Source organism: Microbacterium gorillae, assembly GCF_050990725.1.
In the GTDB taxonomy this organism is placed as follows: domain Bacteria; phylum Actinomycetota; class Actinomycetes; order Actinomycetales; family Microbacteriaceae; genus Microbacterium; species Microbacterium gorillae_A.
The window spans coordinates 815126-838428 of sequence record NZ_CP158844.1; the positions used below are offsets into that span (position 1 = coordinate 815126).

At 67.9% G+C, this 23303-nt stretch carries 12 protein-coding genes; 7 read left to right on the top strand and 5 right to left on the bottom strand.

Going from position 1 to position 23303, the window contains the following annotated elements; all coding sequences use genetic code 11:
• Window positions 1-818 precede the first annotated feature (818 nt).
• The 4 genes from ABTV68_RS03585 to ABTV68_RS03600 form a co-directional block, all read right to left on the bottom strand.
• The gene (locus ABTV68_RS03585; RefSeq protein ID WP_433676255.1) at window positions 819-2030 is read right to left on the bottom strand and encodes an acyltransferase family protein; all 1212 of its coding nucleotides are present in this window, start codon (window positions 2028-2030) and stop codon (window positions 819-821) included.
• A gap of 153 nt (window positions 2031-2183) precedes the next feature.
• Window positions 2184-3755, bottom strand: coding sequence for a DUF222 domain-containing protein (locus ABTV68_RS03590; RefSeq protein ID WP_433676256.1), 1572 nt, complete (start codon window positions 3753-3755; stop codon window positions 2184-2186).
• Between the two features lie 360 nt (window positions 3756-4115).
• Entirely contained in the window at window positions 4116-5150 is a 1035-nt protein-coding gene (locus tag ABTV68_RS03595) for an LLM class flavin-dependent oxidoreductase (RefSeq protein WP_433676257.1), read from the bottom strand.
• Window positions 5147-5833 (bottom strand): DsbA family oxidoreductase, encoded by a 687-nt coding sequence (locus tag ABTV68_RS03600; protein WP_433676258.1) that lies wholly within the window; start codon window positions 5831-5833, stop codon window positions 5147-5149. The genes ABTV68_RS03595 and ABTV68_RS03600 overlap by 4 nt, the downstream gene beginning before the upstream one ends.
• A gap of 539 nt (window positions 5834-6372) precedes the next feature.
• On the opposite strand from ABTV68_RS03600, the gene ABTV68_RS03605 reads away from it, so the two are divergent.
• Together ABTV68_RS03605 and ABTV68_RS03610 are read left to right on the top strand one after the other, a co-directional pair.
• A complete protein-coding gene (locus ABTV68_RS03605) occupies window positions 6373-14637 on the top strand; it encodes an IPT/TIG domain-containing protein (RefSeq protein ID WP_433676259.1) in 8265 nt (2754 codons plus the stop codon).
• 177 nt (window positions 14638-14814) lie between these two features.
• A complete protein-coding gene (locus tag ABTV68_RS03610; protein ID WP_433676260.1) occupies window positions 14815-17337 on the top strand; it encodes an ATP-dependent Clp protease ATP-binding subunit in 2523 nt (840 codons plus the stop codon).
• A gap of 171 nt (window positions 17338-17508) precedes the next feature.
• Here the strand turns inward: ABTV68_RS03610 and ABTV68_RS03615 are convergent, their stop codons facing one another.
• On the bottom strand, window positions 17509-18618 hold the full coding sequence (locus tag ABTV68_RS03615; RefSeq protein ID WP_433676261.1) for an ROK family protein: 1110 nt from the start codon (window positions 18616-18618) through the stop codon (window positions 17509-17511).
• Between the two features lie 75 nt (window positions 18619-18693).
• Between ABTV68_RS03615 and ABTV68_RS03620 the strand changes: the two genes are divergently transcribed.
• The 5 genes from ABTV68_RS03620 to ABTV68_RS03640 all read left to right on the top strand — a co-directional run bounded on the left by ABTV68_RS03620 (window position 18694) and on the right by ABTV68_RS03640 (window position 23276).
• Window positions 18694-19215, top strand: a complete 522-nt coding sequence (locus ABTV68_RS03620) for an amino-acid N-acetyltransferase (RefSeq protein WP_433676262.1) — start codon at window positions 18694-18696, stop codon at window positions 19213-19215.
• A 61-nt stretch (window positions 19216-19276) separates the two neighbouring features.
• Entirely contained in the window at window positions 19277-19960 is a 684-nt protein-coding gene (locus tag ABTV68_RS03625; RefSeq protein ID WP_433677537.1) for a hypothetical protein, read from the top strand.
• Window positions 19961-20364: 404 nt separating this feature from the next.
• Window positions 20365-20766, top strand: a complete 402-nt coding sequence (locus ABTV68_RS03630; protein ID WP_433676263.1) for a dehydrogenase — start codon at window positions 20365-20367, stop codon at window positions 20764-20766.
• Complete coding sequence (locus ABTV68_RS03635; RefSeq protein WP_433676264.1) at window positions 20763-21203, top strand: hypothetical protein; 441 nt, start codon at window positions 20763-20765, stop codon at window positions 21201-21203. The genes ABTV68_RS03630 and ABTV68_RS03635 overlap by 4 nt, the downstream gene beginning before the upstream one ends.
• 90 nt (window positions 21204-21293) lie before the next feature.
• The gene (locus ABTV68_RS03640; protein WP_433676265.1) at window positions 21294-23276 is read left to right on the top strand and encodes a beta-galactosidase; all 1983 of its coding nucleotides are present in this window, start codon (window positions 21294-21296) and stop codon (window positions 23274-23276) included.
• Window positions 23277-23303: the final 27 nt, after the last annotated feature.

The window sequence follows — 23303 nt, forward strand, 5'->3', positions numbered from 1 at the left end:
CCGTGGCTAGCCCTGTCCGCACCGGTGTCGACTCGACTCAGGCCCCCGTGACCGCCTTGTGCGCACCCGCGACGACTGGACTCGCATCCTTGTGATCGGCGCTGCCTGGACACGCTGTGTCTTGGCTCGCGTGCCCGTGACTGCCACTCGCCGGACTGCGTGGATTGGACTCGCGTCCCGGTGATCGCGCTGCTCAGACACGCTGTGTCTTGGCTCGCGTGCCCGTGACTCGCCATGTGCGCACCCGCGACGACTGGACTCGCATCCTTGTGATCGGCGCTGCCTGGACACGCTGTGTCTTGGCTCGCGTCCCTCGTGAATGCCCTTCTCCGGACTACGTGGATTGGACTCGCATCCCTGTGATCGCACTGCGCAGACACGCTGAGTCCGGACTGGGTGCCCGCGACTCACCCAGTCCGGACTGCGTGGATTGGACGTTGCTGTGTCCGGGCTCGTGTCCCTGTGACCCGCCCTGCCCGGACCTGGCCGCGATGGTCCGAGCGGGTAGGGCGGGTGGGTAGTCTTCGCCGTCGCGCCTTCCATGCACCCGCATAGGGTTGTTGACTGAAAGTACGAAGAGCGCCTGTCCCTGACGGTGCCGATCGAAACAGTGATGAGGCCGCTCGCGCCCCCCTCGCGAGCGTCCTCATTGCACGGCCCCACGACGTGCGCCCCCGGTCGATGGTCCGGCGTCCCCAGCCCCCATCCCTTCCAAGACCGGGAGATCGAACACTGCGATCGAGCGGCGGATGCCCAGCATCCGCCGCTCTTCTTCGTATCCGCCAGCGGTGGTTGTTGTTCTCCGGCGCGCCGCTACCTCAGACGCGCGACGGTGCGGCGGCGACGGCGGCCGCCGCCGCTGTGCCGGCGCGATGCGCGAGGCGTGTGGCAGGCTCGTCCACCCAGATGGCGAACAGGCACGCGGCGATGAAGGATGCGGGCAGCGTCAGCCAGAGCGCGGCCGCAGCGTCGGGAAAGACGAGAGCGCCGGCCACGATGATCGGGACGTGGACAAGGTAGAGCCCGAACGAGATCCGTCCGAGAAAACGCAACGGGGGGATCCCGACGAACGTTGTGAGTCGGGACGGGACACTCAGCCCGAAGACGAGGAGTGCCGCTCCGACGACGACGCTGCCGCCGAGCGCGAGGGAAAGGCGGTTCGTGAGGTCGAGCCCGCCGAAGGTGCGCGCCATGTCGGGCACACCGATCAGAATGAGGCCGGCACCGGTCGCGACCCAGGAGCGCCAGGGCGATGGCTTCACGATACGTGTTCGGTACAGCTTCGCCACGGCGGCTCCGGCCACGAACATCGGACCGAACTGCAGTGCGGGTACGAGGAACCATCCGCCGAGGCCGCTCAGCACTGCGCAGATCAGGACCGTCCCCCACAGCGACCAATGGCCCGTCACCCGCAGGATCAGCAGGAAGGCGAGGGGGAGGAGCAGAGAGAACAGCAGCTCCCAGCGCAGGGACCAGAGCGGGTTGTTGAGCGAGGTCCGGCCGGTGATGAGGAAGAGGTTGGAGATCACGTCGCCGATGCTGAGCCGGTCAATCGTTGATGCCTGCACCCACGCGCTTTCCCCGCCGCGCGGGACGCCGAGGGTGAGCACCACGAGCGCCGCGGCAAGCAGGACGGACGCAGCGGATGGGATCCACAACCGGAGGAAGCGGCGCGGGTAGTAACTCCACAGGTTCATCGACCGCCCACGCAGGAGCGGAAGGACGAGGACGAAGCCGCTCAACACGAAGAAGATCGTGACGGCGTTGGTTCCCATGCTGGCGAGCCGGAGTGGCGTCTCCCACAACCACCACGCTGATGAGAATGGGACGATGGGCTCCGCGGTGGTGGCGGTCGTGGCGTCGAGCTGGATCGACAGGTACCTGCCGAGATCCGTGGAGATCAGCGCGTGCCAGATGACAACAGTCACCGCCGCGAGACCGCGCAATCCGTCGAGCGCGTGCATACGAGTGGGCGGTCGGGTGATGCTCCCCGTCGCCGTTATCGTCCCCGTCGTTGCCTCAGTCGTCATCGACACCCCCCGCGTACGAGGGGAGTCTAGCCCGCCGCTGCCTCTCGCCTCGTTCTCTTTCCCCGGGTGGGAGGAGCACGCCGACGTCGGTGCGTGGAGAGTGCGGAGCCGCCCTCGACAGGCGGCCAACGCATGAGCTGATCGCGTGAATCCTCACCACGGTGGTTCGCCTTCGATGTCTGTGCCCGTGGGCGTGTCCCTGTCGCCGCCGTATATGCCACTGCTCGCTGCCATTGCGTCGCCGTGATTGGGGGTGGGTGTGAAGGTGACGGTGCGGGGTGGTGGGTTTTGGGTGTGGTGGTATCCGGCGGGTGTGTGGAAGATGACGGTGCCGTCCTTGTCGGGGTGGGGCGTGATCTTCCAGTCGGCACTGGTCTTGAGCGTGTGGTGCCGGCGGCACAGCGGAGCAAGGTTTCCGACGTCGGTCTTGCCGCCGTTGGCCCAGTCGTGGTTGTGGTCGATGTCGGTGTAGCGGATGGGGACGCGGCAGCCGGGGTGTCGGCAGTGTTGGTCGCGGTGGGTGAGGAAGCGTTTCATGTCGGCGGTGGGACGGTACCGGTCTGTGGCGAGGATGGCGCCGGTGATGGGGTGGGTGAGGATGCGGTCCAAGCCGGGTTGGTTTCCGGCGAGGGCGCGGGCGGTGTCCGCGTCGATGGGGGTGATGCCGTCGAGTTCCGCACCGGTGTCGTCTTGTTCGAGGAGGGTGAGGACCGGGACAGTGACGGCGACGGTGGCGTGGATGGATCCGATCGCGGTGTCCACGCTGGTGGGGGTGGTGGTCAGGAGCAGGTCGGCGAGGATGTCGGCGCGGATCTGATCCACCGTCCGCACATCATGAAGCCCACCAGCGACGGCGTCAGCGCTCGGGTCCGCGCCGGCATCGACATCGGTTCGGACGTTCGTCTCTGCACGATCGTTCACATCGGGGCGAGGGTTGGCTGCGCCGGGTTCGATGTCCGCGCCGGTGTCGGTGGAGATCCAGACGTCTCCGCCGGAGCCCACACGGGCGCCCGGGCCGAAGCTGTTCCCAGCACCAGCACCAGCACCAGCACCAGCACCAGCACCAGCACCAGCACCAGCACCCGTGTTCCTGGTTGCTTTGTTGCTGGCGCGCAGGGCGTGGGCCATCTGATCCAACCGGTCCTTCACCCCGTGCGCCAGCACGGAAGGGAGCAGGGCGTGCAGGGTAGCCATGCCGTCCAGGTCGTCAGTGACCCAGACGGTCCGGGCGCGGCGGGCTTCACGATGGCGCTCCGTGATCGAGACGTCACGGACCTGTTCCGCGACAGGGCCCAGCAGGTGACGCAGACGATTCGGAGACTCCACCCGCGCCAACTCCAGCGCACGCTCGACGAACGCGTCCCGCGCGGGGCCTTCCTCCACCGGCAGCCCGTGCTGCAGAATCGCCCCAACATGCGCGATGCTGATCTCGCCGGCTGATAGGGCGGCATGTACGGTCGGGAAGTCATGCACCAGCTGATACGCGTCAGAGATGCGCTGCTGGATCGTGCGGTCACTGACGCGGATCGCAGCACCCACTTCCGCTGCCAGAGACCGCAGCTCCAGGTCGGCATCCGACGAGCGGCCGGACGCACCCGAAAGTTCCACGAGATCCGCGAGCAACACCGTTTCCAGCGCGTCCGACGCCGCCCGTGAACGCGTCAACGCGACAATCGCATCCACATACGCCCGCACCACGGCAGGGTCGGGGGCAGTGCCGGTCACCCGACCACGCCGCGAACCCCTCCGCGGCGAGCCGACACCCGCCTGAGAAGCAGCGTCGGGTCCGCTCCGAGGCACCGAACCCTCCTCCACCACCGTGCGTTCTAATGTCATAGACCAAGAGTGGCAGACACCTAGAACATAAATACGAAGAAGTGATGATCTGTGGATAACGCCCGAACGAAGAGTCAGCAATCAGCCAGTGCCCGGATATCACGGCTGGGAGTTTCGCGTCATGCGGCGCTGTTCGACAGCCGCCACTCGCACTCCGTCGGCGAAGTCCCGGGACTCATGCCTCACTCGCCTCGTGACGCGGCGAGGGCCCCGAAGGCCGTAGCCCCGGGGCCCCACGCCAGCGGCGACTCAGACGATGAGCTCCAGCGTCTGCGTTCGTCCGGGTGCGGTCGTGAGATCCTCGCCCTCGTACGCGCCGGCGACGGGGGAGATCATGACTTCGTCGAGCCCGTGCTTGGCGGCAAACGCCTCGAGATCTGCGCGCACCATGTCGCCGGTTCCCACGAACCAGCGGGCGCGCGCGGACCCCATGAACTCCGCCGTCATGGCGTCTTCCGGCGCCGCCTGCGCCGCATCGACGGTCTCCAGCGCGCCCAGCGGTTTTCCGGTCCGCATGCGCGCGAACATCCGCAGCTGCGGCAGGGCGCGGGCCTCCGCCTCCTCGGCGGTCGGTGCCGCGATGACGTTGGCCGTGAGGAAGGTTCGGGGCTCCGCCAGGTCCTCGGAGGGCTGGAACGAGGTGCGATACAGATCCAGGGCACGCTCCAGTCCTGTCCCCGAGAAGTGGTTCGCGAACACGTATGGCAGGCCCATCTGCGCCGCCAGCTGTGCGGAGTAGTCACTCGACCCGAGCAACCACACATCCGGGCGGCCTGTAGCCGTGGGAGTCGCCCGGACGACGTACTCGCCACCGCTCACGAAGCGCATGCTGGCGCCGTCTTCGCCGGTGAGGGCCAGGATGTCGGCGATGTGCTGCGGGAAGCGCTCGACATCAGACGAGGTGCCGCTCTGGCGCAGCAACTGTGTGATCACCGGATCGCTTCCCGGTGCCCGACCGATTCCGAGGTCGATGCGACCCGGCGCGAGCGCCTCCAGCGCGGCGAACTGCTCGGCCACGACCAGGGGAGCGTGGTTCGGAAGCATCACGCCGCCCGAGCCGACGCGGATCCGGCTGGTCCGCGCGGCCGCCGCCGCGATCAGCACCGGAGGCGTGGTCGAGGCCACCGCAGGCATGTTGTGATGCTCGGCGAACCAGTAACGCCGGTACCCGAGCTCATCGGCACGTACCGCGAGGTCAAGAGCAGAGCCCACCGCCTGCGCGGAGGTCTGTCCGGTGCGGACCGGGATGAGGTCGAGAACAGAGAGGGTGAGCTTCTCGCTCACTTCGCGTTGATCTCCGTGTACACCTGGGTGAGCGCCTGCTCGAAGGCCTCCGACGGCTGCGCTCCCGAGATGCCGTAGCGGCCATCGATCACGAAGAACGGCACGCCCTGAATGCCATAAGCGGCGGCCTGAGCGATGTCGGCTTCCACTTCGGAACGGAAGGCGTCCGCATCGGCGACGATCTGATCTGCAAGCTCCGCGCTCAGCCCGGCCTCTACGGCGCGATCACGCAGCAGAGCGAGGTCGCCGACGTCGACACCGTCCGAGAAATACGCGCGGAACAGCGTGTCCAGAACCGGCTGCTGCACGCCCTCGGCACGAGCGGCCTGCAGGAAGCGGTGCGCGTCGAACGTGTTCGACGGGACGGAATCCTCGAATGAGAAGCGGAAGCCCTCGGCGTGCCCCTGCTCGGTCAGGTGGCGGTGGGACGCCTCGATCTGTCGCGGGTCCATGCCACGCGCGACGAGCTTCTGCGTAGCCGTTCCGGGCTCGCCATGCGCCGGCGCCGCAGGGTCCAGCTGGTACGAGTGATATGTCACGTCGATGTCCTCACCGAACGGCAGCGCCGCGCGGACGTTCTCCAGGCGCTTGTCGCCGAGAGCGCAGAACGGGCACGCGACGTCGAGCCAGACGTCGACGGCGAGGCGTTGGGAAGTGACGGGGCCGGTGCTGGTGTCGGTCATGTCGGCTGGAACGCGACGATGACCGTCGCTATTCCCGCGCTGCGGCACGTCGCCCGGGCGGTGTTGAAGTTCCCGCCGTGCACGACGAGGCCTGTGCGACCAGCGCGGCGTTCGTCGTCGCCGGCTTGATCATCGGCCACGCGGTCAGTGGCCCGCGATGGCGCTCATGCGCGACGGCAATGCACTGGGAAACGCAACGTGACCGCCGGGCCAGGCGTGCAGGGCTCACGCTTCGGTCGCAGATGTGCGAAATACACATGATCAGATGAAGTCATGCACGAAGTGCGATATGGATGCGCACGAATTGCGCAATTATCGGAAGATATGCGTACACCACATCGATCCGCTGGCGCAAGGGACTGGCGACAAGTTCTCCCGGGAATAACCTCCTGTTCCGCACCATGACGCGGAAGTGGTCATTACACAAGCGCCTATGGACCGTGCATGCCAAGCATGGTACTTTGCTGGCAACTCGCTGAGACATTCCCCGATGTCCTTTAGCGGGTCACAGCTGAAAATTCCCCCCAAAAGGAGCTCCGATGCTCACCTTCACGCGTCCCCCCGTGCCACAGTCCGACACTGCACGACGGAGACCACGTGGCCTGATCGCCACAGCCGCACTCGCGGTGGCCTCCGTCTTCGGGATCGGCCTCATTGCGCCACCCGCCGTCGCAGACACCGGGGATCGAGCCGTCTCCTCGTCGCAGTTCCTGTCGGGAAGCCTGCTGAGTGCGATCGACGTGACCGACATCGCGGGCCTGGGTGGGGCCTCGGCGGAGAACAACGGCGTTCCCACGGTGGACACGGACGCCGTCGGACTCGACGTCAGCCTGCTGAACGCGATCAACCTCCGAATCGCCGACGGACTCGAGCTGCCGTTCGGCAACATCATTGAGGTCGGCGCGGTCAACCAGTACGCAGAGGCGAGCAACCGAGGCGTCTCGCGCGCGGCATCGGGTGCGGTCGGCAACAACGGCGCCGTCGACATCGGCGGAAACACGGGTGGCTTCCCGTCGAACGCGTCCATCAAGCTCGGCGGGCTCCTGACCGCGGTCAGTGGCCCCCTCACGGGAACGGTCACCGACGTCCGCGTCGACCTGCAGGCGCTGACCGGCGTCGCGGCCCTCGACGCCGGCGCATCCGGCGCGATCGCGGAGAACTGCGGACCCGACAAGCTCACCGACCTGTCCGCTCCGGTGCACTGCCGCGACTATTCGATCGCGGGCGGCAAGCTTCTCGTGAGCGCGCCGGTGCTCGGCAACGTCGTGAACACGCTCACCGGTCCCGGCGGCGTGGTCGCGACGGTCGACGGTGCGGTGAACTCGCTGGCGGGTCCTGATGGCCTGCTGGCGGGCGTTATCGCTGGCCTTGACGCCGCGCTCGCACCCCTGCTCGGTAACGATGCCCTCACCGTGGAAATCTCCAGCGACGTCGCTGGCGCTGTCAACGAGATCATCGACACGCCGCTCACAGACCCCGCCACGGGCGTCGAGATCAACCTCCGCACCGGCGTCATCACTGCGGACCTCAACACCCTGCTGACGCAGGCTAACGGGGCGGGACTCGCCAATCTGGCCCCCAACACGGAGATCCTCTCCGCCCCTGTGCTCAACGCGCTGGTCGCCAGCGTGACCTCGCTGCTCAACCAGGTCCCGCAACTGGTAAGCACGGCGCTGACGAGCGCACTCAACGCGGCAACGCTGAACATCGCGGCAAACGTGTGCCTGGTGGGTTCCGGCCCGAGCTGCTCCACGAGCATCGTCGACATCGGCACGGGAATCAACGTGACGGTCACCGGAACGCTTGGCGGTCTGGCCGCCACGCCGCCGACTGCAACCGACGCTTCACTGACGATCAAAGTCGCGGGGCTCCCGCTCGTCATCCCGATCAGCACGCTGTTGCAGACCCTCGCCGGCCCGATCGTCAACACGCTGTTCAACCCCACCACCGGCGTGATCGCGACGGTCACCGGATCCACGTCCGCGCTGACCGGAGCGGTGCAGACGCTCGTGAGCGCGCTGGACCCGGCGCTGAAGGCCATCAACCTCCTCGCGGCCATCACCGCGAACGTGCAGGAGTCTCCGGCCGCCGGTGTCTACCGTGAGGTCGCCGTTCGTGTCGCACTGCTGCGCAGCGCCGTCGCCACACTCGATCTCGCCAGCGCCACCGTCGGAGCGAACGTCTTCGCCCTGCCGCAGCCCACGACCACGTCGCTCTCACCGGACAGCGGTCCCACGGCCGGCGGCACGGTCGTGACCATCACGGGCACCAACCTCGATGGCGTCACCAATGTGGAGTTCGGCGGATCCCCCGCCACCGTCATCTCGAACACCGCCACGGCCGTCACCGTCACAACCCCGCCGCACGCCGCGGGGCCGGTGCCGGTGGTCGTCACCACGCCGGGTGGCAGCGCAGGCTCCCTGAGCTTCACGTACATCGCGCCGCCCACGCTCACCGGTCTCACCCCGAACGTCGGTCCGGTCAGCGGCGGCACCTCCGTTGTGATCACCGGTACCGGGTTCACCAACGCGTCGGCGGTCACCTTCGGCGGGACGGATGCTGCCGGCTACGTGGTCGACTCCGACACGCAGATCACAGTCACCTCGCCCGCACACGCAGCGGGGCCGGCCGATGTCACCGTCACCACGGGAGGCGGCGAGTCCGCACCCCAGGTGTTCACGTACTACGACCAGCCCGTCATCGGCGGCGGCGGAGCGATCGGCCTCGACCCCGATCACGGATCCACCGACGGTGGCACCGCGGTGACCATCACCGGCACCGGCTTCCTCGGCGCGGACGAGGTCACCTTCGACGGCGACAGCCTGCCGTTCACGGTCGTCGACGACACGACCATCACGACCACCACCGCACCGCACGCGGCGGGTGCCGTGGACGTCGTCGTCTCGAACCCCGTGTTCGCGAGCGACCCCGCCACGTTCACCTTCGTGCCGCTGCCGGCGATCACCGGCCTCGCTCCGAACTTCGGTCCGATTGCGGGTGGCACGTCCGTCACCATCACGGGAACCGGCTTCGCCGACGCCAGCATCGTGACCTTCGGCGGCATCGACCTCCCGGTCGGCGCACACACCGATACCTCGATCGTGGTCACCTCGCCGGCGCACGCCGCGGGCCCCGTAGACGTGACGGTCACGAACTCGACCGGTACCAGCGCGCCGCAGACCTTCACCTATTACGGCACCCCCGTGATCGGCGACGGGCTCGGTGACATCGGCCTGAACCCGGTGCACGGCCCCACGGCCGGCGGAACCCTGGTCACGATCACCGGTTCCGGCTTCACCGGTGTGGACTCCGTCACCTTCGACGGCGACGACGTGACCTTCACGGTGATCTCCGATACGGAGATCCAGGCCACGACCGCGGCCCACGCGGCGGGTGCGGTGGACGTCGTCGTCTCGAACCCGCTCGAGAGCAGTGACCCGGCCACCTTCACCTTCTACGACGCACCGGTGATCGGTGACGGCGGACCCGGCACCGACGGTCTGGACCCGAGCCAGGGTCCGACAGCCGGTGGCACGGTGGTGACCGTGACCGGCGAGAACTTCGTCGACGGCTTCACCTCGGTCACGATCGACGGCATCGTCATCCCGGCATCGAGTGTCACGGTGACGTCCGAGACCGAGCTCGAGTTCACGACCCCGGCTCACGTCGCCGGGGGAGTGCCCGTGACGGTGACCACCCCTGGTGGCACCTCCAACGCGCAGACCTTCTCCTACTACGACACCCCGGTGATCGGTGACGGACTGGGTGACATCGGACTCGACCCCGACCAGGGCTCCATCGCCGGCGGCACCACGGTGACGATCACTGGAACCGGCCTCGCGAACGTCACCACGGTGACCTTCGGTGACCAGCCCGCTCGCAGCTTCACGGTGGACAGCGACACCCAGATCACGGCCGTCACCGAGGCGCACGCCGCCGGTTCGGTCCAGGTCTCCGTCGCCAACCCGCTCGCGACGAGCAACGAGGTTCCGTACCGCTACCTTCCGGTTCCGGCGCCCACGAGCCTGTCGCCGACGTTCGGCCCGACGACGGGCGGCACCGTGGTCACGATCACGGGTACCGGATTCGCCGGAGCCACCTCGGTCGACTTCGGCGGCACGGTGCTGCCGCTGACGAACCAGACCAGTGACACCACGATCGTCGTGACCTCGCCGCCGCATGCGGCGGGCGGCGTGGACGTGACCGTCACCAACGTGTCCGGTACCAGCGCCCCGCTGCAGTTCACGTACTACGGCCAGCCGATCATCGGCGACCCGGACACCGGCATCACGGGCCTTGACCCGGATTCGGGTCCGGTGGCCGGTGGTACGGAAGTCACCATCACGGGTACCGGCTTCACGGGTGCCAACGCGGTGACCTTCGGCGGCGCCCCGGCTCGCTCGTTCACGGTGGTCAGCGACACGCAGATCGATGCCGTCACCGAGGCGCACCCCGCAGGGGCCGTGGATGTGGTGGTCTCGAACCCGGCGCTGTCCAGCGACCCGGCGACGTTCACGTACTACGACGAGCCGGTGATCGGTGACGGTGGCCCCGGCACCGATGGTCTCGACCCGAGTGTCGGCCCGTCGACGGGTGGCACACCCGTGACCGTAACGGGTGAGAATTTCGTTCCCGGCAAGACATCGGTGACGATCGGCGGCACGGTGATCGCGCCGGCCGATGTGACGGTCGCATCTGAGACGGAGCTGTCGTTCACGACTCCGGCGCATGCCGCTGGTGGGGTGGACGTGACGGTGACGACGCCGGGTGGCACGTCGAACGCGCAGACGTTCACGTACTACGACCAGCCCGTCATCGGTGACCCGGACACCGGCATCAGCGGCCTCGACCCGGATTCCGGTCCGGTGGCCGGCGGCACCGCGGTGACCATCACGGGTACCGGTCTGGCCGATGTCGACACGGTGATGTTCGGTGACATTCCGGCTCGCTCGTTCACCGTGGTCAGCGACACCCAGATCGATGCGGTCACCGAGGCGCACGCCGCGGGACCCGTGGATGTCGTGGTGTCCAACCCGGCGCTGTCCAGCGACCCGGCGGTGTACACCTACTACGACGAGCCGGTGATCGGCGACGGCGGCCCGGGAACGGACGGTCTGAACCCCTCGTTCGGTCCGTCCGCGGGCGGCACATCAGTGACGGTGACCGGTGAGAACTTCGTCCCGGGCAAGTCGTCGGTCACGATCGGCGGCGTGGTCATCGCGCCGGCCGATGTGACGGTCGCGTCCGAGACGGAGCTGTCCTTCACCACGCCGGCTCACGCGGCAGGTCCCGTCGACGTGACGGTGACCACGCCGGGTGGCACGTCGAACGCGCAGACGTTCACGTACTTCGACAAGCCGGTGATCGGCGACCCGGAGACGGGCATCAGCGGTCTCGACCCGGATTCGGGTCCGGTGGCCGGCGGCACGGTGGTGCAGATCACCGGAACCGGGTTCCTCGGTGCCGACGCCGTGACCTTCGGCGGCACTCCGGCAGCATCGTTCACGGTCGAGAGCGACACGCTCATCGAGGCGGTCACGGCTCCGCACGCGGCCGGACCGGTCGACGTGGTGGTCTCCAACCCGTCCTTCGACAGCGACCCCGCGACGTTCACGTACTACGACGTTCCGGTGATCGGTGACGGCGGCCCGGGCACGGACGGACTCGACCCCAGCGTCGGCCCGTCCACGGGTGGCACGCCGGTGACGGTGACGGGCGAGAACTTCGTCCCCGGAAAGTCGTCGGTCACGATCGGCGGAACGGTGATCGCGACCGTTGATGTGACGGTGGCTTCCGAGACGGAGCTGTCGTTCACCACCCCCGCTCACGCGGCGGGTCCGGTGAGCGTCACGGTGACGACCCCCGGTGGCACGTCGAACGCGCAGACGTTCACCTACTACGACAAGCCGGTGATCGGCGACCCGGAGATCGGTGACCTGGGACTCGACCCGAATGCGGGTCCGACCGCGGGCGGCACCGCCGTCACGATCACGGGCACTGGCCTCGCCGACGTGGACACGGTGATGTTCGGTGACATTCCGGCTCGCTCGTTCACGGTGGTCAGCGACACGCAGATCGATGCGGTCACCGAGGCACACGCCGCGGGTCCTGTGGATGTCGTGGTGTCCAACCCGGCGGTCGCCAGCGACCCGGCGGTGTACACCTACACCGACGCTCCGGTGATCGGCGATGGCGGTCCGGGCACCGACGGTCTGAACCCGTCGTTCGGTCCGGTGGCCGGTGGCACATCGGTGACGGTGACGGGTCAGAACTTCGTCGTCGGGAACTCGTCGGTCACGATCGGCGGCACGGTGATCCCTGCCGCCAGTGTGGCAGTCGCGTCCGCAACGGAGCTGTCCTTCACGACCCCGGCACACGCCGCGGGCCCCGTGGACGTCACGATCACGACCCCGGGTGGCACGTCGAATGCGCAGACGTTCACGTACTACGCGACGCCGGTGATCGGTGACCCGGAGACGGGCATCAGCGGTCTCGACCCCGAGGTCGGTCCGGTTGCCGGCGGCACGGTGGTGCAGATCACCGGTACCGGATTCACGGGAGTGACGTCGGTCACGTTCGGCGGCGACGCTGCGGCCTCGTTCACCGTCGAGAGCGACACGCTCATCGAGGCGGTGACGGCACCGCATGCGGCTGGTCCGGTCGATGTCGTGGTCGCGAACCCGTCCTCGGCGAGCGACCCCGCCACGTTCACCTACTACGACGTTCCGGTGATCGGTGACGGCGGCCCGGGTACGGATGGTCTGGACCCCTCGTTCGGTCCCGTGACCGGTGGCACGCCGGTGACCGTGACGGGCGAGAACTTCGTCGACGGTCAGACCTCGGTCACGATCGGCGGCACGGTCATCGCACCGACCGATGTCACGGTCACCTCCGGCACCGAGCTGTCGTTCACGACTCCGGCGCACGCCGCTGGTGGGGTGGACGTCACGGTGACGACGCCGGGTGGCACGTCGAACGCACAGACGTTCACGTACTACGACCAGCCCGTGATCGGCGACCCGGAGGCGAACATCACGGGTCTCGACCCCGACAAGGGTCCGGTCGCGGGTGGCACGGCTGTCACGATCACGGGTACCGGCTTCACCGGTGCCAACGCGGTGACCTTCGGTGGGGCTCCGGCTCGCTCGTTCACGGTGGTCAGCGACACGCAGATCGACGCGGTGACCGAGGCACATGCCGCGGGCGCGGTCGATGTGGTGGTGTCGAACCCGGCGCTGTCCAGCGACCCGGCGACGTTCACCTACTACGACGTGCCGGTAATCGGTGACGGCGGCCCGGGTACGGACGGACTGAACCCCTCGTTCGGTCCGGTTGCCGGTGGCACTGCGGTGACCGTGACGGGCGAGAACTTCGTCGACGGTGAGTCCTCGGTGACGATTGGCGGCACGGTGATCGCGCCGGCCGACGTCACGGTCACCTCGGACACCGAGCTGTCGTTCACTACTCCGGCGCACGCCGCTGGTGGGGTGGACGTGACGGTGACGACGCCGGGTGGCACGTCGAACGCGCAGACGTTCACGTACTACGCGACGCCGGTGATCGGCGACCCGGAGATCGGAGACCTGGGCCTCAACCCGGATCGTGGTCCCATCGAGGGCGGCACGACCGTGACCATCACGGGATCGGGCTTCACCGGTGTGAACACGGTGACGTTCGGTGACGCTCCGGCGGCATCGTTCGAGGTGGTCGACGACGGAACGATCACGGCGGTCACGGCGGCGCACGCCGCGGGTCCGGTCGACGTGGTGGTCTCCAACCCGGTCGCAGCCAGCGACCCGGCGACCTACACCTACGAGGCCGGCACCGTGCAGGGGCCGGAGATCGACCAGCTCAACCCGGACGAAGGCTACGTGACGGGTGGCGAAGAGGTCATCATCACCGGACGCGGCTTCACGGGAGCGACCTCTGTCGCCTTCGGTGAGAAGGACGACAACGGGAACCACAACGGTGAGGAGAACGGCAACGGACAGCTCACGCGTCACGTGGTGAAGGCGCTCGCGGCCAACGAGTCGGAGTTCCAGGTGATCTCCGACACCGAGATCCGCGCGATCACCCCGCCGCACGCGGAGGGGCCGGTGGATGTGGTCGTGACCACGCCGGTCGGTGTCAGCGGCCCGGCGATCTACACCTACATCCCGCTCGCGGCCACGGCTCCGACCGTGGACAGCCTCACGCCGGACTCCGGTCCGACGAGCGGCGGCACCGAGGTGACGATCACCGGTGGCGGTTTCACCCCCGAAACCACCGTGACGGTCGACGGCACGGACGTTCCCGCGGAGTTCGTGGACGACAGCACGCTGACGATCACGACCCCGGCGCACGAGGAAGGCGCAGTTGAAGTCATCGTGACGAACGAGAACGGCAGCAGCGCGCCGGTGGACTTCACCTACGTCGGAACCGCGACGCCGACGCCGACGCCGACCGAGACGTCCACGCCGTCGCCGACGCCGACGCCCACGGAGACGTCGACGCCGTCGCCGACGCCTACGGAGACGTCCACGCCGTCGCCGACGCCGACCGAGACGTCCACGCCGTCGCCGACGCCCACCGAGACGTCGACGCCGACCCCGACGGGAACGTCCACGCCGACGCCGACCGCGACGTCCACGACGACGGCGGGGCCGACCACGCCGGTCATCCCCAGCGCCACGTCGACGCGCGGCCCCGGCGGAAACCTGCCCGGCACCGGATCCGATCTGCCGATCGGTCCTCTGGTGCTCGGCATCCTCGTCCTGCTTCTCGGTGTGGTGGTTGCGGCTCGCCGCACCCGTCGGACCGAGTGATCGGAAGCAGGACCTGAGGGGAATCTGAGGACCCCGGCGGATCATCCGCCGGGGTCCTCTCTTCTGCGGCGGCCAATGACGACAGCGGTATGCCGACGGCGAACACCGGCATACCAGTGGCCCGGCGTCGTTACAGTCTTTCTAGGGCGCATTCCCTCGCGCCCCGAGGAGTTGACGATGTTCGAGAGATTTACCGACCGTGCCCGTCGGGTAGTCGTCCTCGCCCAAGAAGAGGCGAAGATGCTCAACCACAACTACATCGGTACTGAGCACATCCTGCTCGGTCTCATCCACGAGGGTGAGGGCGTTGCCGCCAAGGCCCTGGAGTCCCTGGGCATCTCGCTCGACGCCGTGCGCGAGCAGGTTCAGGACATCATCGGCCAGGGGCAGCAGCAGCCGACCGGTCACATTCCCTTCACGCCGCGCGCGAAGAAGGTCCTCGAGCTGTCCCTGCGCGAGGCGCTGCAGCTCGGCCACAACTACATCGGTACCGAGCACATCCTGCTCGGTCTCATCCGCGAGGGCGAGGGCGTCGCCGCCCAGGTCCTCGTCAAGCTCGGTGCCGACCTGAACAAGGTGCGCCAGCAGGTCATCCAGCTGCTCTCCGGCTACCAGGGCAAGGAACCGGTCGGTGTGTCCGGTGCAGCCCAGGAGTCGCCGTCGGCGCCGCAGGGCGGGTCGGCCGTGCTCGACCAGTTCGGACGCAACCTGACGCAGGCCGCTCGCGACAACAAGCTCGACCCCGTCATCGGGCGCGAGAAGGAGATCGAGAGGGTCATGCAGATCCTCTCGCGTCGCTCCAAGAACAACCCTGTCCTGATCGGTGAGCCCGGTGTCGGTAAGACCGCCGTCGTCGAGGGACTCGCGCAGGCCATCGTCAAGGGCGAGGTCCCCGAGACGCTGAAGGACAAGCAGGTCTACTCGCTGGACCTCGGCTCGCTCATCGCCGGGTCCCGCTACCGCGGTGACTTCGAGGAGCGTCTGAAGAAGGTCACCAAGGAGATTCGCACCCGCGGCGACATCATCGTCTTCATCGACGAGATCCACACCCTGGTGGGTGCCGGTGCCGCCGAGGGCGCCATCGACGCCGCGTCGATCCTGAAGCCGCTGCTTGCTCGTGGCGAGCTGCAGACCATCGGTGCCACCACGCTCGACGAGTACCGCAAGCACTTCGAGAAGGACGCCGCGCTGGAGCGCCGCTTCCAGCCGATCCAGGTTGCCGAGCCGTCGCTGCCCCACGCGATCAACATCCTCAAGGGACTGCGCGACCGCTACGAGGCGCACCACAAGGTGCAGATCACGGACGGCGCGATCGTCGCGGCGGCGAACCTCGCCGACCGCTACATCTCGGACCGTTTCCTTCCGGACAAGGCCATCGACCTGATCGACGAGGCCGGCGCTCGCCTGCGCCTGTCGATCCTGTCGTCGCCGCCGGAGCTGCGCGAGTTCGACGAGAAGATCGCCAAGGTCCGCGAGGACAAGGAGGCCGCCTCGGAGAACCAGGACTTCGAGAAGGCCGCGTCGCTGCGCGATGAGGAGAAGAGCCTGCTCGCCGAGCGTCTGCGCCTGGAGAAGCAGTGGCGCTCCGGAGACGTCGCCTCCCACGCGGTGGTCGACGAGGGTCTGATCGCCGAGGTTCTGGCGCAGGCCACGGGTATCCCGGTCTTCAAGCTCACCGAGGAGGAGTCCGCTCGCCTGGTGTTCATGGAGAAGGCGCTGCACCAGCGCGTCGTGGGTCAGGAGGAGGCCATTGCGGCGCTCTCCCGCACCATCCGTCGCCAGCGTGCCGGCCTGAAGGACCCCAACCGTCCGTCCGGATCGTTCATCTTCGCCGGCCCCACCGGCGTCGGCAAGACCGAGCTGGCCAAGGCGCTGGCGGAGTTCCTGTTCGACGACGAGGGTGCTCTCATCTCGCTCGACATGAGCGAGTTCGGTGAGAAGCACACGGTCTCGCGTCTGTTCGGTGCCCCTCCCGGATTCGTCGGCTTCGAAGAGGGTGGCCAGCTCACCGAGAAGGTGCGTCGCAAGCCGTTCTCCGTCGTCCTGTTCGACGAGATCGAGAAGGCGCACCCCGACATCTTCAACTCGTTGCTGCAGATCCTCGAAGAGGGTCGACTGACCGACGGTCAGGGCCGCGTGGTGGACTTCAAGAACACCGTCATCATCATGACCACGAACCTCGGCTCGTCGGCCATCGCGGGTGGTCCGGTGGGCTTCCAGATCGAGGGCAACTCGCAGACCACGTACGAGCGGATGAAGGGCAAGGTGGACGAGGAGCTCAAGCGGCACTTCAAGCCCGAGTTCCTGAACCGCGTCGACGACGTCATCGTCTTCCCGCAGCTGAGCAAGGACGAGCTGGTTCAGATCGTCGATCTGTTCGTCAAGCGTCTCCGCGACCGTCTGCTGGATCGCGACATGACGGTCGAGCTGTCCGAGGCCGCCAAGCTCCGCCTCATCGACCTGGGCTACGACCCGGCCCTCGGTGCTCGTCCGCTGCGTCGTGCGATGCAGCGCGAGGTGGAGGACCAGCTCTCCGAGCGTATCCTCCAGGGCGAGCTGAACGCGGGCGACCACGTGAAGGTGGACGTCGCCGATGGCAAGTTCGTCTTCGAGCACGCACCCCGTGGCGAGAAGGTCGCGATCGGCGCCGGCGCGCCTCCCGCGATCGACATCACCCCGGAGATGATCGCCGGCGAGTGATCCCCACCACGAACGCCCCGTGCTCTGCGCGGGGCGTTCGTCGTTGCTGCCCGGCAACCGGGCGTGACGTCGATGTGCTCTCCCGGGGTGAGCTCCGATTCCGGCACCGATGCCTGCTGGTCTCACCAACGGCATCGGTGCACGCCGGCGACAGCAGACTTCGAGAGCGGATCAGCCCAGGAGGCGGTCGCGGACGGCGGCGGCCGAGCGGAGGAGAGCACCGCGACACGGTGCATCGGGGCCCAACTCCGACAGCCGGAATTCGATCGGGAACATGAGCCGGCGGGCGATGGCGTCCTGCAGCAGGGCAGGCAGCGTCGACTCCGACCGCGGGATCGTCGTGTTGAGGATGATCGCGTGCGGGTCGAGGGTGAGCGCCATCGCGGCGGCACCCAGGGCGATCTGCTCGGCGAACGCGCGCACCGCGTCGAGCGCACTCGCATCACCCTCGGCTGCGGCTTCAAAGGCCTCCGCCACCGTGTCTGCGCTGCCGGCCGTGAGCGCGAGACGAGCGCCGCGCCAGCCAATGTTCGCCAGTGAGCCGATCTCGCCGGCTGCACCATTCGCGCCCATCGCCACCTCGCCGTTGATGATCGAGGCGGCGGAGATCCGGTGCCCCGTCCGCAGCAGGACCACGGTCTCACCCGGCACGACGGATCCAGACAGGGCCTCCAGGTGCGCCGCGAGCTTCGTGTCGTTGTCGAACGACACCGTAACGGTCGGAAACGCGGCCAGGACACCCGTGCGCAGGTCGTCCGTGATCCAAGCGGGGACCACGTGGCTCAGCACGGGTGCCCCGGTCGGGTCGATCACCGCGGGCATCCCCACGACGAGCGAGTCGATGCGCTCGGCGTCCAGCGCGCCGTCCTGCACAAGCGCGTCCACCATCGCTCGGATGGCGGACAGCGCGGCATCCGGATCGCGCAGATCCGTCTCCCACCGCACGGGCTGTGTCAGCGCACCACCGCGCAGGTCGCCCGCCAGTCCGGTGATCGCACCAGGGCCGAGGTCCACGGCGATGAGCGACCCGCGTGACGCGTCGAACGCGTAGCGGCGTGCGGGGCGTCCAGCCCGGCCGGTACGAGTGATCTCGACCGTGACGTAGCTGGACTCGACCAGTTCGGCGAGCACCGCCTCCACGGTGGTCCGGGACAACCCCGTCGCCTCGGCCAACTGGGTGGAGGTGAGGGCTTCGTCCGCGTCCCACAGGCTGGCGAGCACCGCGCGCTCGTTGAGCCGGCGCATCATCGCCAGATCGGTGCCCGTGGTCTCGCTTGCCATCAATCTGGAATATCACAGCGGCGCACGCCGCGTCATCTCGGGGCGCGCCCATCCGACGGGCCTAGGATTTCTGACGTGTCCGAGATCGTCGTCCGACCTGCCCGCACCGATGATGTGCGTGCCATCCACAGCCTCCTGGAGCCTCTTGTCGATCGAAAGATCCTGCTCGGCAAGGAGATGGTGGCGCTGTATGAGGCGGTGCAGGAGTTCATGGTCGCCGAGGTCGACGGCGAGATCGTCGGCTGCGGTGCGCTGCACGTGATGTGGCGGAGCCTGGGTGAGGTGCGCACGCTGCTGATCCGCGAGGACTGGCTGCGACACGGCATCGGTGGTCGTATCGTCGACGCGCTGGAGGAGAAAGCCCGCGCGCTCGGCCTTCGACGACTGTTCTGCCTCACCTTCGAGGTGGAGTTCTTCTCCCGCCACGGTTTCGAGCCGATCGACGAGAAGCAGGTCGTCAGCGACGAGGTGTACGCACAGCTGCTGCGCAGCCCCGACGCGGGTGTGGCGGAGTTCCTGGATCTTGCGCACGTGAAGCCCAACACGCTGGGCAACACCCGGATGCTGAAGCATCTCGGCGCCACCGAGCGGGCGTAGCGGCCGGCGCTCGGTGCGCCCTCAGGCCTGGTGCAGTCGGGCGGATTAGCCTGGTGTCGTGATGAACGCCACCCCTCGTCGTCGGCACTCGCCCGCCGTGTACCGCCGTCGGCGCCTCGCCGTGCTGCTGGTGCTGCTGGTCGTCGTCGCCGTCGTGGCGGTGCTGATCTGGCAACCGTGGCGTACCGGAGCCGCAACGTCCGACGCCACGACGTCGGTGACGACTCCGCCGGCCGGCGATTCCGTGTCTCCTGCGACTGACACCGCCACGACGGATACTCCCGCTACCGACGCGCCGGAACCGTCGTCGTCCGGTGAGCCGACGAGCACGGAGCCGCAGGCGTGCACGCCGGAGCAGGTGTCGGTGACGGCAGCTACGGACAAGGACCAGTACGCGGCGGGGGAGAACCCGCAACTGACGCTCACGCTGTCAAACACTTCTGCGGCACCCTGCACGCTGGACGTGGGAACCGCCCTGCAGGTCTTCAGCATCTCCAGCGGGAGCGACGTCTATTGGCGATCCACCGACTGCCAGGCAAATCCCACGAACCAGGTGGCGACGATCGAGGCCGGACAGACCGTGTCCTCGCAGACCCCCGTCGTGTGGGATCGAACGCGCTCGGATCCCGCCACCTGTGACGACCCCAACCGCGAGGTCGCACCCGCCGGTGGCGCGTCGTATCACTTGACGGTCTCGATCGGCGGCATCGCCTCCGCCGAAACCCGCCAGTTCCTCCTCTACTGACCTCCGCCCGCCTCGCGCCCCCGCGTCGGTCCCTCGCGCTCCTGCGTCGCCTCGCGCCCCCGCGTCCGCCTCGCGCCCCCGCGTCCGTCCCCGCGAGACTTCCGAATGTGGGCGACAATCGCCGCGACGCGCCGATTGTCGCCCACAGATGGAAGTCTCGCGGGCATGAGAGGGGTCGCATGGGGGCGGCGAGTGGTATAGGCTGAACGCAGCTCCCGGATCACTCGATTGTGAGTTGTCCCCAGCAGCGAATGCCGGCAAACGTCCCCAACTTCAGCCGATGCATCAATCGTTCCGGAGAGCAGCGGGCCCTCTCACATGCCCCGGCCCCCAATGGGTCATCTGAGAGGGCCCACCCCTCCCTCGATCGCAGTGACGCGCGCTGAGCCAGATACCCTGGACGTATGGCGTCTGCTCGCAAGAAGATCACCACGAAAGAGTTCCGCTCTGAGGCGCTCGCGCAGGCGCTGGAGAAGCAGGATATGGCTGCCGTCGCCCTCGCGCTGCGCAACGGCAACACCGTGGTGCCGCTGCTGAAGCCCGGAAGTCGGGACAACCCGCTCGACGGCGGCGAAGTCTGGACCTATCGCGACGCCGCGACGGGGCAGGTGGCCCTGCTCCTGTTCAGCGACGCTCGCAACAAACCCGCCAACCTTCCGCCCGGCGTCGGTCTGTTCTCGCCGATCTGGCTGCACGACTTCCTCGAAGAGCACCAGGACGAGATCACCACGGTGTTCTTCGACATCGCCGGCCCGCACGCGATGCAGGCGAACGTCGACGACCTCCGAGCGGCGCTCGCGCTGTGAACGTCACGCTGCGCCGCGGCGCGCTCATCGGCGCGGTCCTCATCCTCGGCGGAGCCCTCACCGGCTGCTCCGTCTTCTCGGGGGCGGGCGATGAAGAGGTCCCGGATTCCGGACCCGTCGCGTTCTATCCGAAGGCCAGTTCCGACCTCACCGACACCGCGGAGGGAATCCTCACGGCAACGGCGGACTGTGTCTCCCTCACCGCGGAAGACGGCAGCACGGTGCTTCCGGTGTTCCCGGTGGGGCAGGCGACATGGGATGGAACCACCCTCACGACCGCCACCCAGGCGGTCGCCGCGGGAGGGGAGATCGGCCTCCGCGGCGGGTACGTCGACAACGGGCTCATCGGGCCCGTCACCTACGTTCCGACCGGATGCACTTACGATCGCATCTTCTTCGTCGCCGCCGAGAAGGCCTCCGCTTCTCCGTCGAACTGATTCGTTTCACATTTCGTTTGACCTCCTCGCCGCGGATCGGCAGGATCGATGTTGACGATCACATTTCAACGTTGACATGGCGAGGAACGAATGCACTACGGCGGCGATTACAACCCGGAGCAGTGGCCGCGAGAAGTGTGGGACGAGGACATCGTCCGCATGCGCGAAGCCGGCGTCACGATGGTGAGCCTTGGCATCTTCTCCTGGTCGCGCATCCAGCCCGATGAAGGCGTGTTCGACTTCGAGTGGCTCGATGACATCATCGGCCGTCTGCACGCGGCTGGGATCGCGGTGGATCTTGCCACGGCCACGGCATCGCCGCCGCCGTGGATGCATCTGAAGTACCCCGAAATCCTGCCGGTGACGGCCGACGGGGTGACTCTGGGGCCGGGCAGTCGTCAGCACTACGCGCCGAGCTCGCCCGTATATCGACGACTGGCCACCGAGCTGGTCACGGAGATCGCCGAGCGTTACGCGGACCACCCCGCGGTCGTCATGTGGCACATCAACAACGAGTACGGCTGCCACCTGGTGGCGGACTACTCGGATGCCGCCGCGGTGGCGTTCCGCGCCTGGCTGCGTGCGCGGTACGGGTCCGTCGAGGCTCTGAACGCGGCGTGGGGGACCAGCTTCTGGTCGCAGATGTACTCCGACTTCGAGCAGGTGCTGCCGCCGCGCACAGCGCCCTATCACCACAACCCGGCGCACCGTCTCGACTTCCATCGCTTCACCTCGGACTCGATGCTCGAGCTGTACCTGATGGAGAAGGACATCATCCGCGCGGCCGGTGCTCGCCAGCCGATCACCACGAACTTCATGGGGCAGTCGCCGACGGTGGACTACTGGAAGTGGGCACCCCACCTCGACGTGATCAGTGACGACTGCTACCCGGATCCCAACGATCCCGAGTCGTTCCGCACGGTCGGCGGGTTCCATCGCGACCTGATGCGCTCGTTCGCCGGCGGACCGGGTTGGCTGCTGATGGAGCAGGCTTCGGGTGCGTTGAACGGGCGTCCCGCCAATGCACCGAACGCGCCGGGACAGATGGCGGCCCTGAGCATGCAGGCGGTGGCGCGCGGAGCCGACGGCGTGCTCTTCTTCCAGTGGCGACAGTCGCGTGCGGGCACCGAGAAGTTCCACTCGGCGATGCTCCCGCACGCCGGCACCGACACCCGGATCTGGCGTGAGGTGGTGGGGCTGGGGCAGACGTTGGCCGCGCTGCCGGCTCTCCCCGAGATCGACGAGACGGCGCGCATCGGTCTGGTATTCGAGTACGAGAACCTGTGGGCGTTGTCGGGCACCGATCATCCGGTCGGAATCAACTATCTCGAGATCATCAAGCAGTGGTACGCCGCGTTCGATGCGGCCGCGATCGGCGTCGACTTCGTGCACCCGGCCTCTGATCTGTCCCGCTACGACCTGGTCGTCGCGCCCCAGCTCTACCTGTTGACCGACGCCGCCGCCGACAACCTGCGGGACTATGTCGCGGCGGGCGGCACCCTTGTGGTGGGCGCGTTCAGTGACGTGGTCGACGAACAGGACGCGTTCCTGCCAGGCGGCTTCCTCACCCGCCTCGGCGACACTCTCGGCGTTCGGCTCGAAGACTTCGGCGGACTGGTGCCCGCGACGGAGCCGGGGCCTGGCGAGCGGATCGCGCGAGTGGTCGCGGAACGCGATGTCATCCCCGCATTCGACGGCGAGCTGCTGGCGGAGGAGATCCACGCGGTCGACGCCGAGATCCTGGCACGCTTCAGCGGCGGCCGACGAGACGGCGATCCGGCACTCACGGTCAACACCAGTGGTGCGGGACGCGCGTTCTACCTCGCCACGGTTCCGACCGCTGCCGCGACCCGAATGCTGGCACCGTACTTCGCCGCGCAGGCGGGGGTGACACCGCTGGTCGACGAGTTGCCGGCGGGGGTCGAGGTGGCGCGGCGCGGGGCGGTTCTCACGGTGATCAACCATTCGGCTGAAACCGTGCGTGTCAGGGTCGCGGGCGAGGACATCCGCACCGGCGAGCGCGTGGCCGATCCGGTGCTGGAGCCTTTCGGCTGGGTGATGCTCCACGCCTGAGCACCGTCCTGCAGCATGGGCGCGGCT

Bases quoted from the DNA above. Each gene is read 5' to 3' on its own strand.
- ABTV68_RS03600 (WP_433676258.1), bottom strand. From the start codon at position 5,833: ATGACCGACACCAGCACCGGCCCCGTCACTTCCCAACGCCTCGCCGTC.
- ABTV68_RS03605 (WP_433676259.1), top strand. From the start codon at position 6,373: ATGCTCACCTTCACGCGTCCCCCCGTGCCACAGTCCGACACTGCACGA.
- ABTV68_RS03640 (WP_433676265.1), top strand. From the start codon at position 21,294: ATGCACTACGGCGGCGATTACAACCCGGAGCAGTGGCCGCGAGAAGTG.
- ABTV68_RS03630 (WP_433676263.1), top strand. From the start codon at position 20,365: ATGGCGTCTGCTCGCAAGAAGATCACCACGAAAGAGTTCCGCTCTGAG.
- ABTV68_RS03610 (WP_433676260.1), top strand. From the start codon at position 14,815: ATGTTCGAGAGATTTACCGACCGTGCCCGTCGGGTAGTCGTCCTCGCC.
- ABTV68_RS03585 (WP_433676255.1), bottom strand. From the start codon at position 2,030: ATGACGACTGAGGCAACGACGGGGACGATAACGGCGACGGGGAGCATC.
- ABTV68_RS03615 (WP_433676261.1), bottom strand. From the start codon at position 18,618: ATGGCAAGCGAGACCACGGGCACCGATCTGGCGATGATGCGCCGGCTC.
- ABTV68_RS03625 (WP_433677537.1), top strand. From the start codon at position 19,277: ATGAACGCCACCCCTCGTCGTCGGCACTCGCCCGCCGTGTACCGCCGT.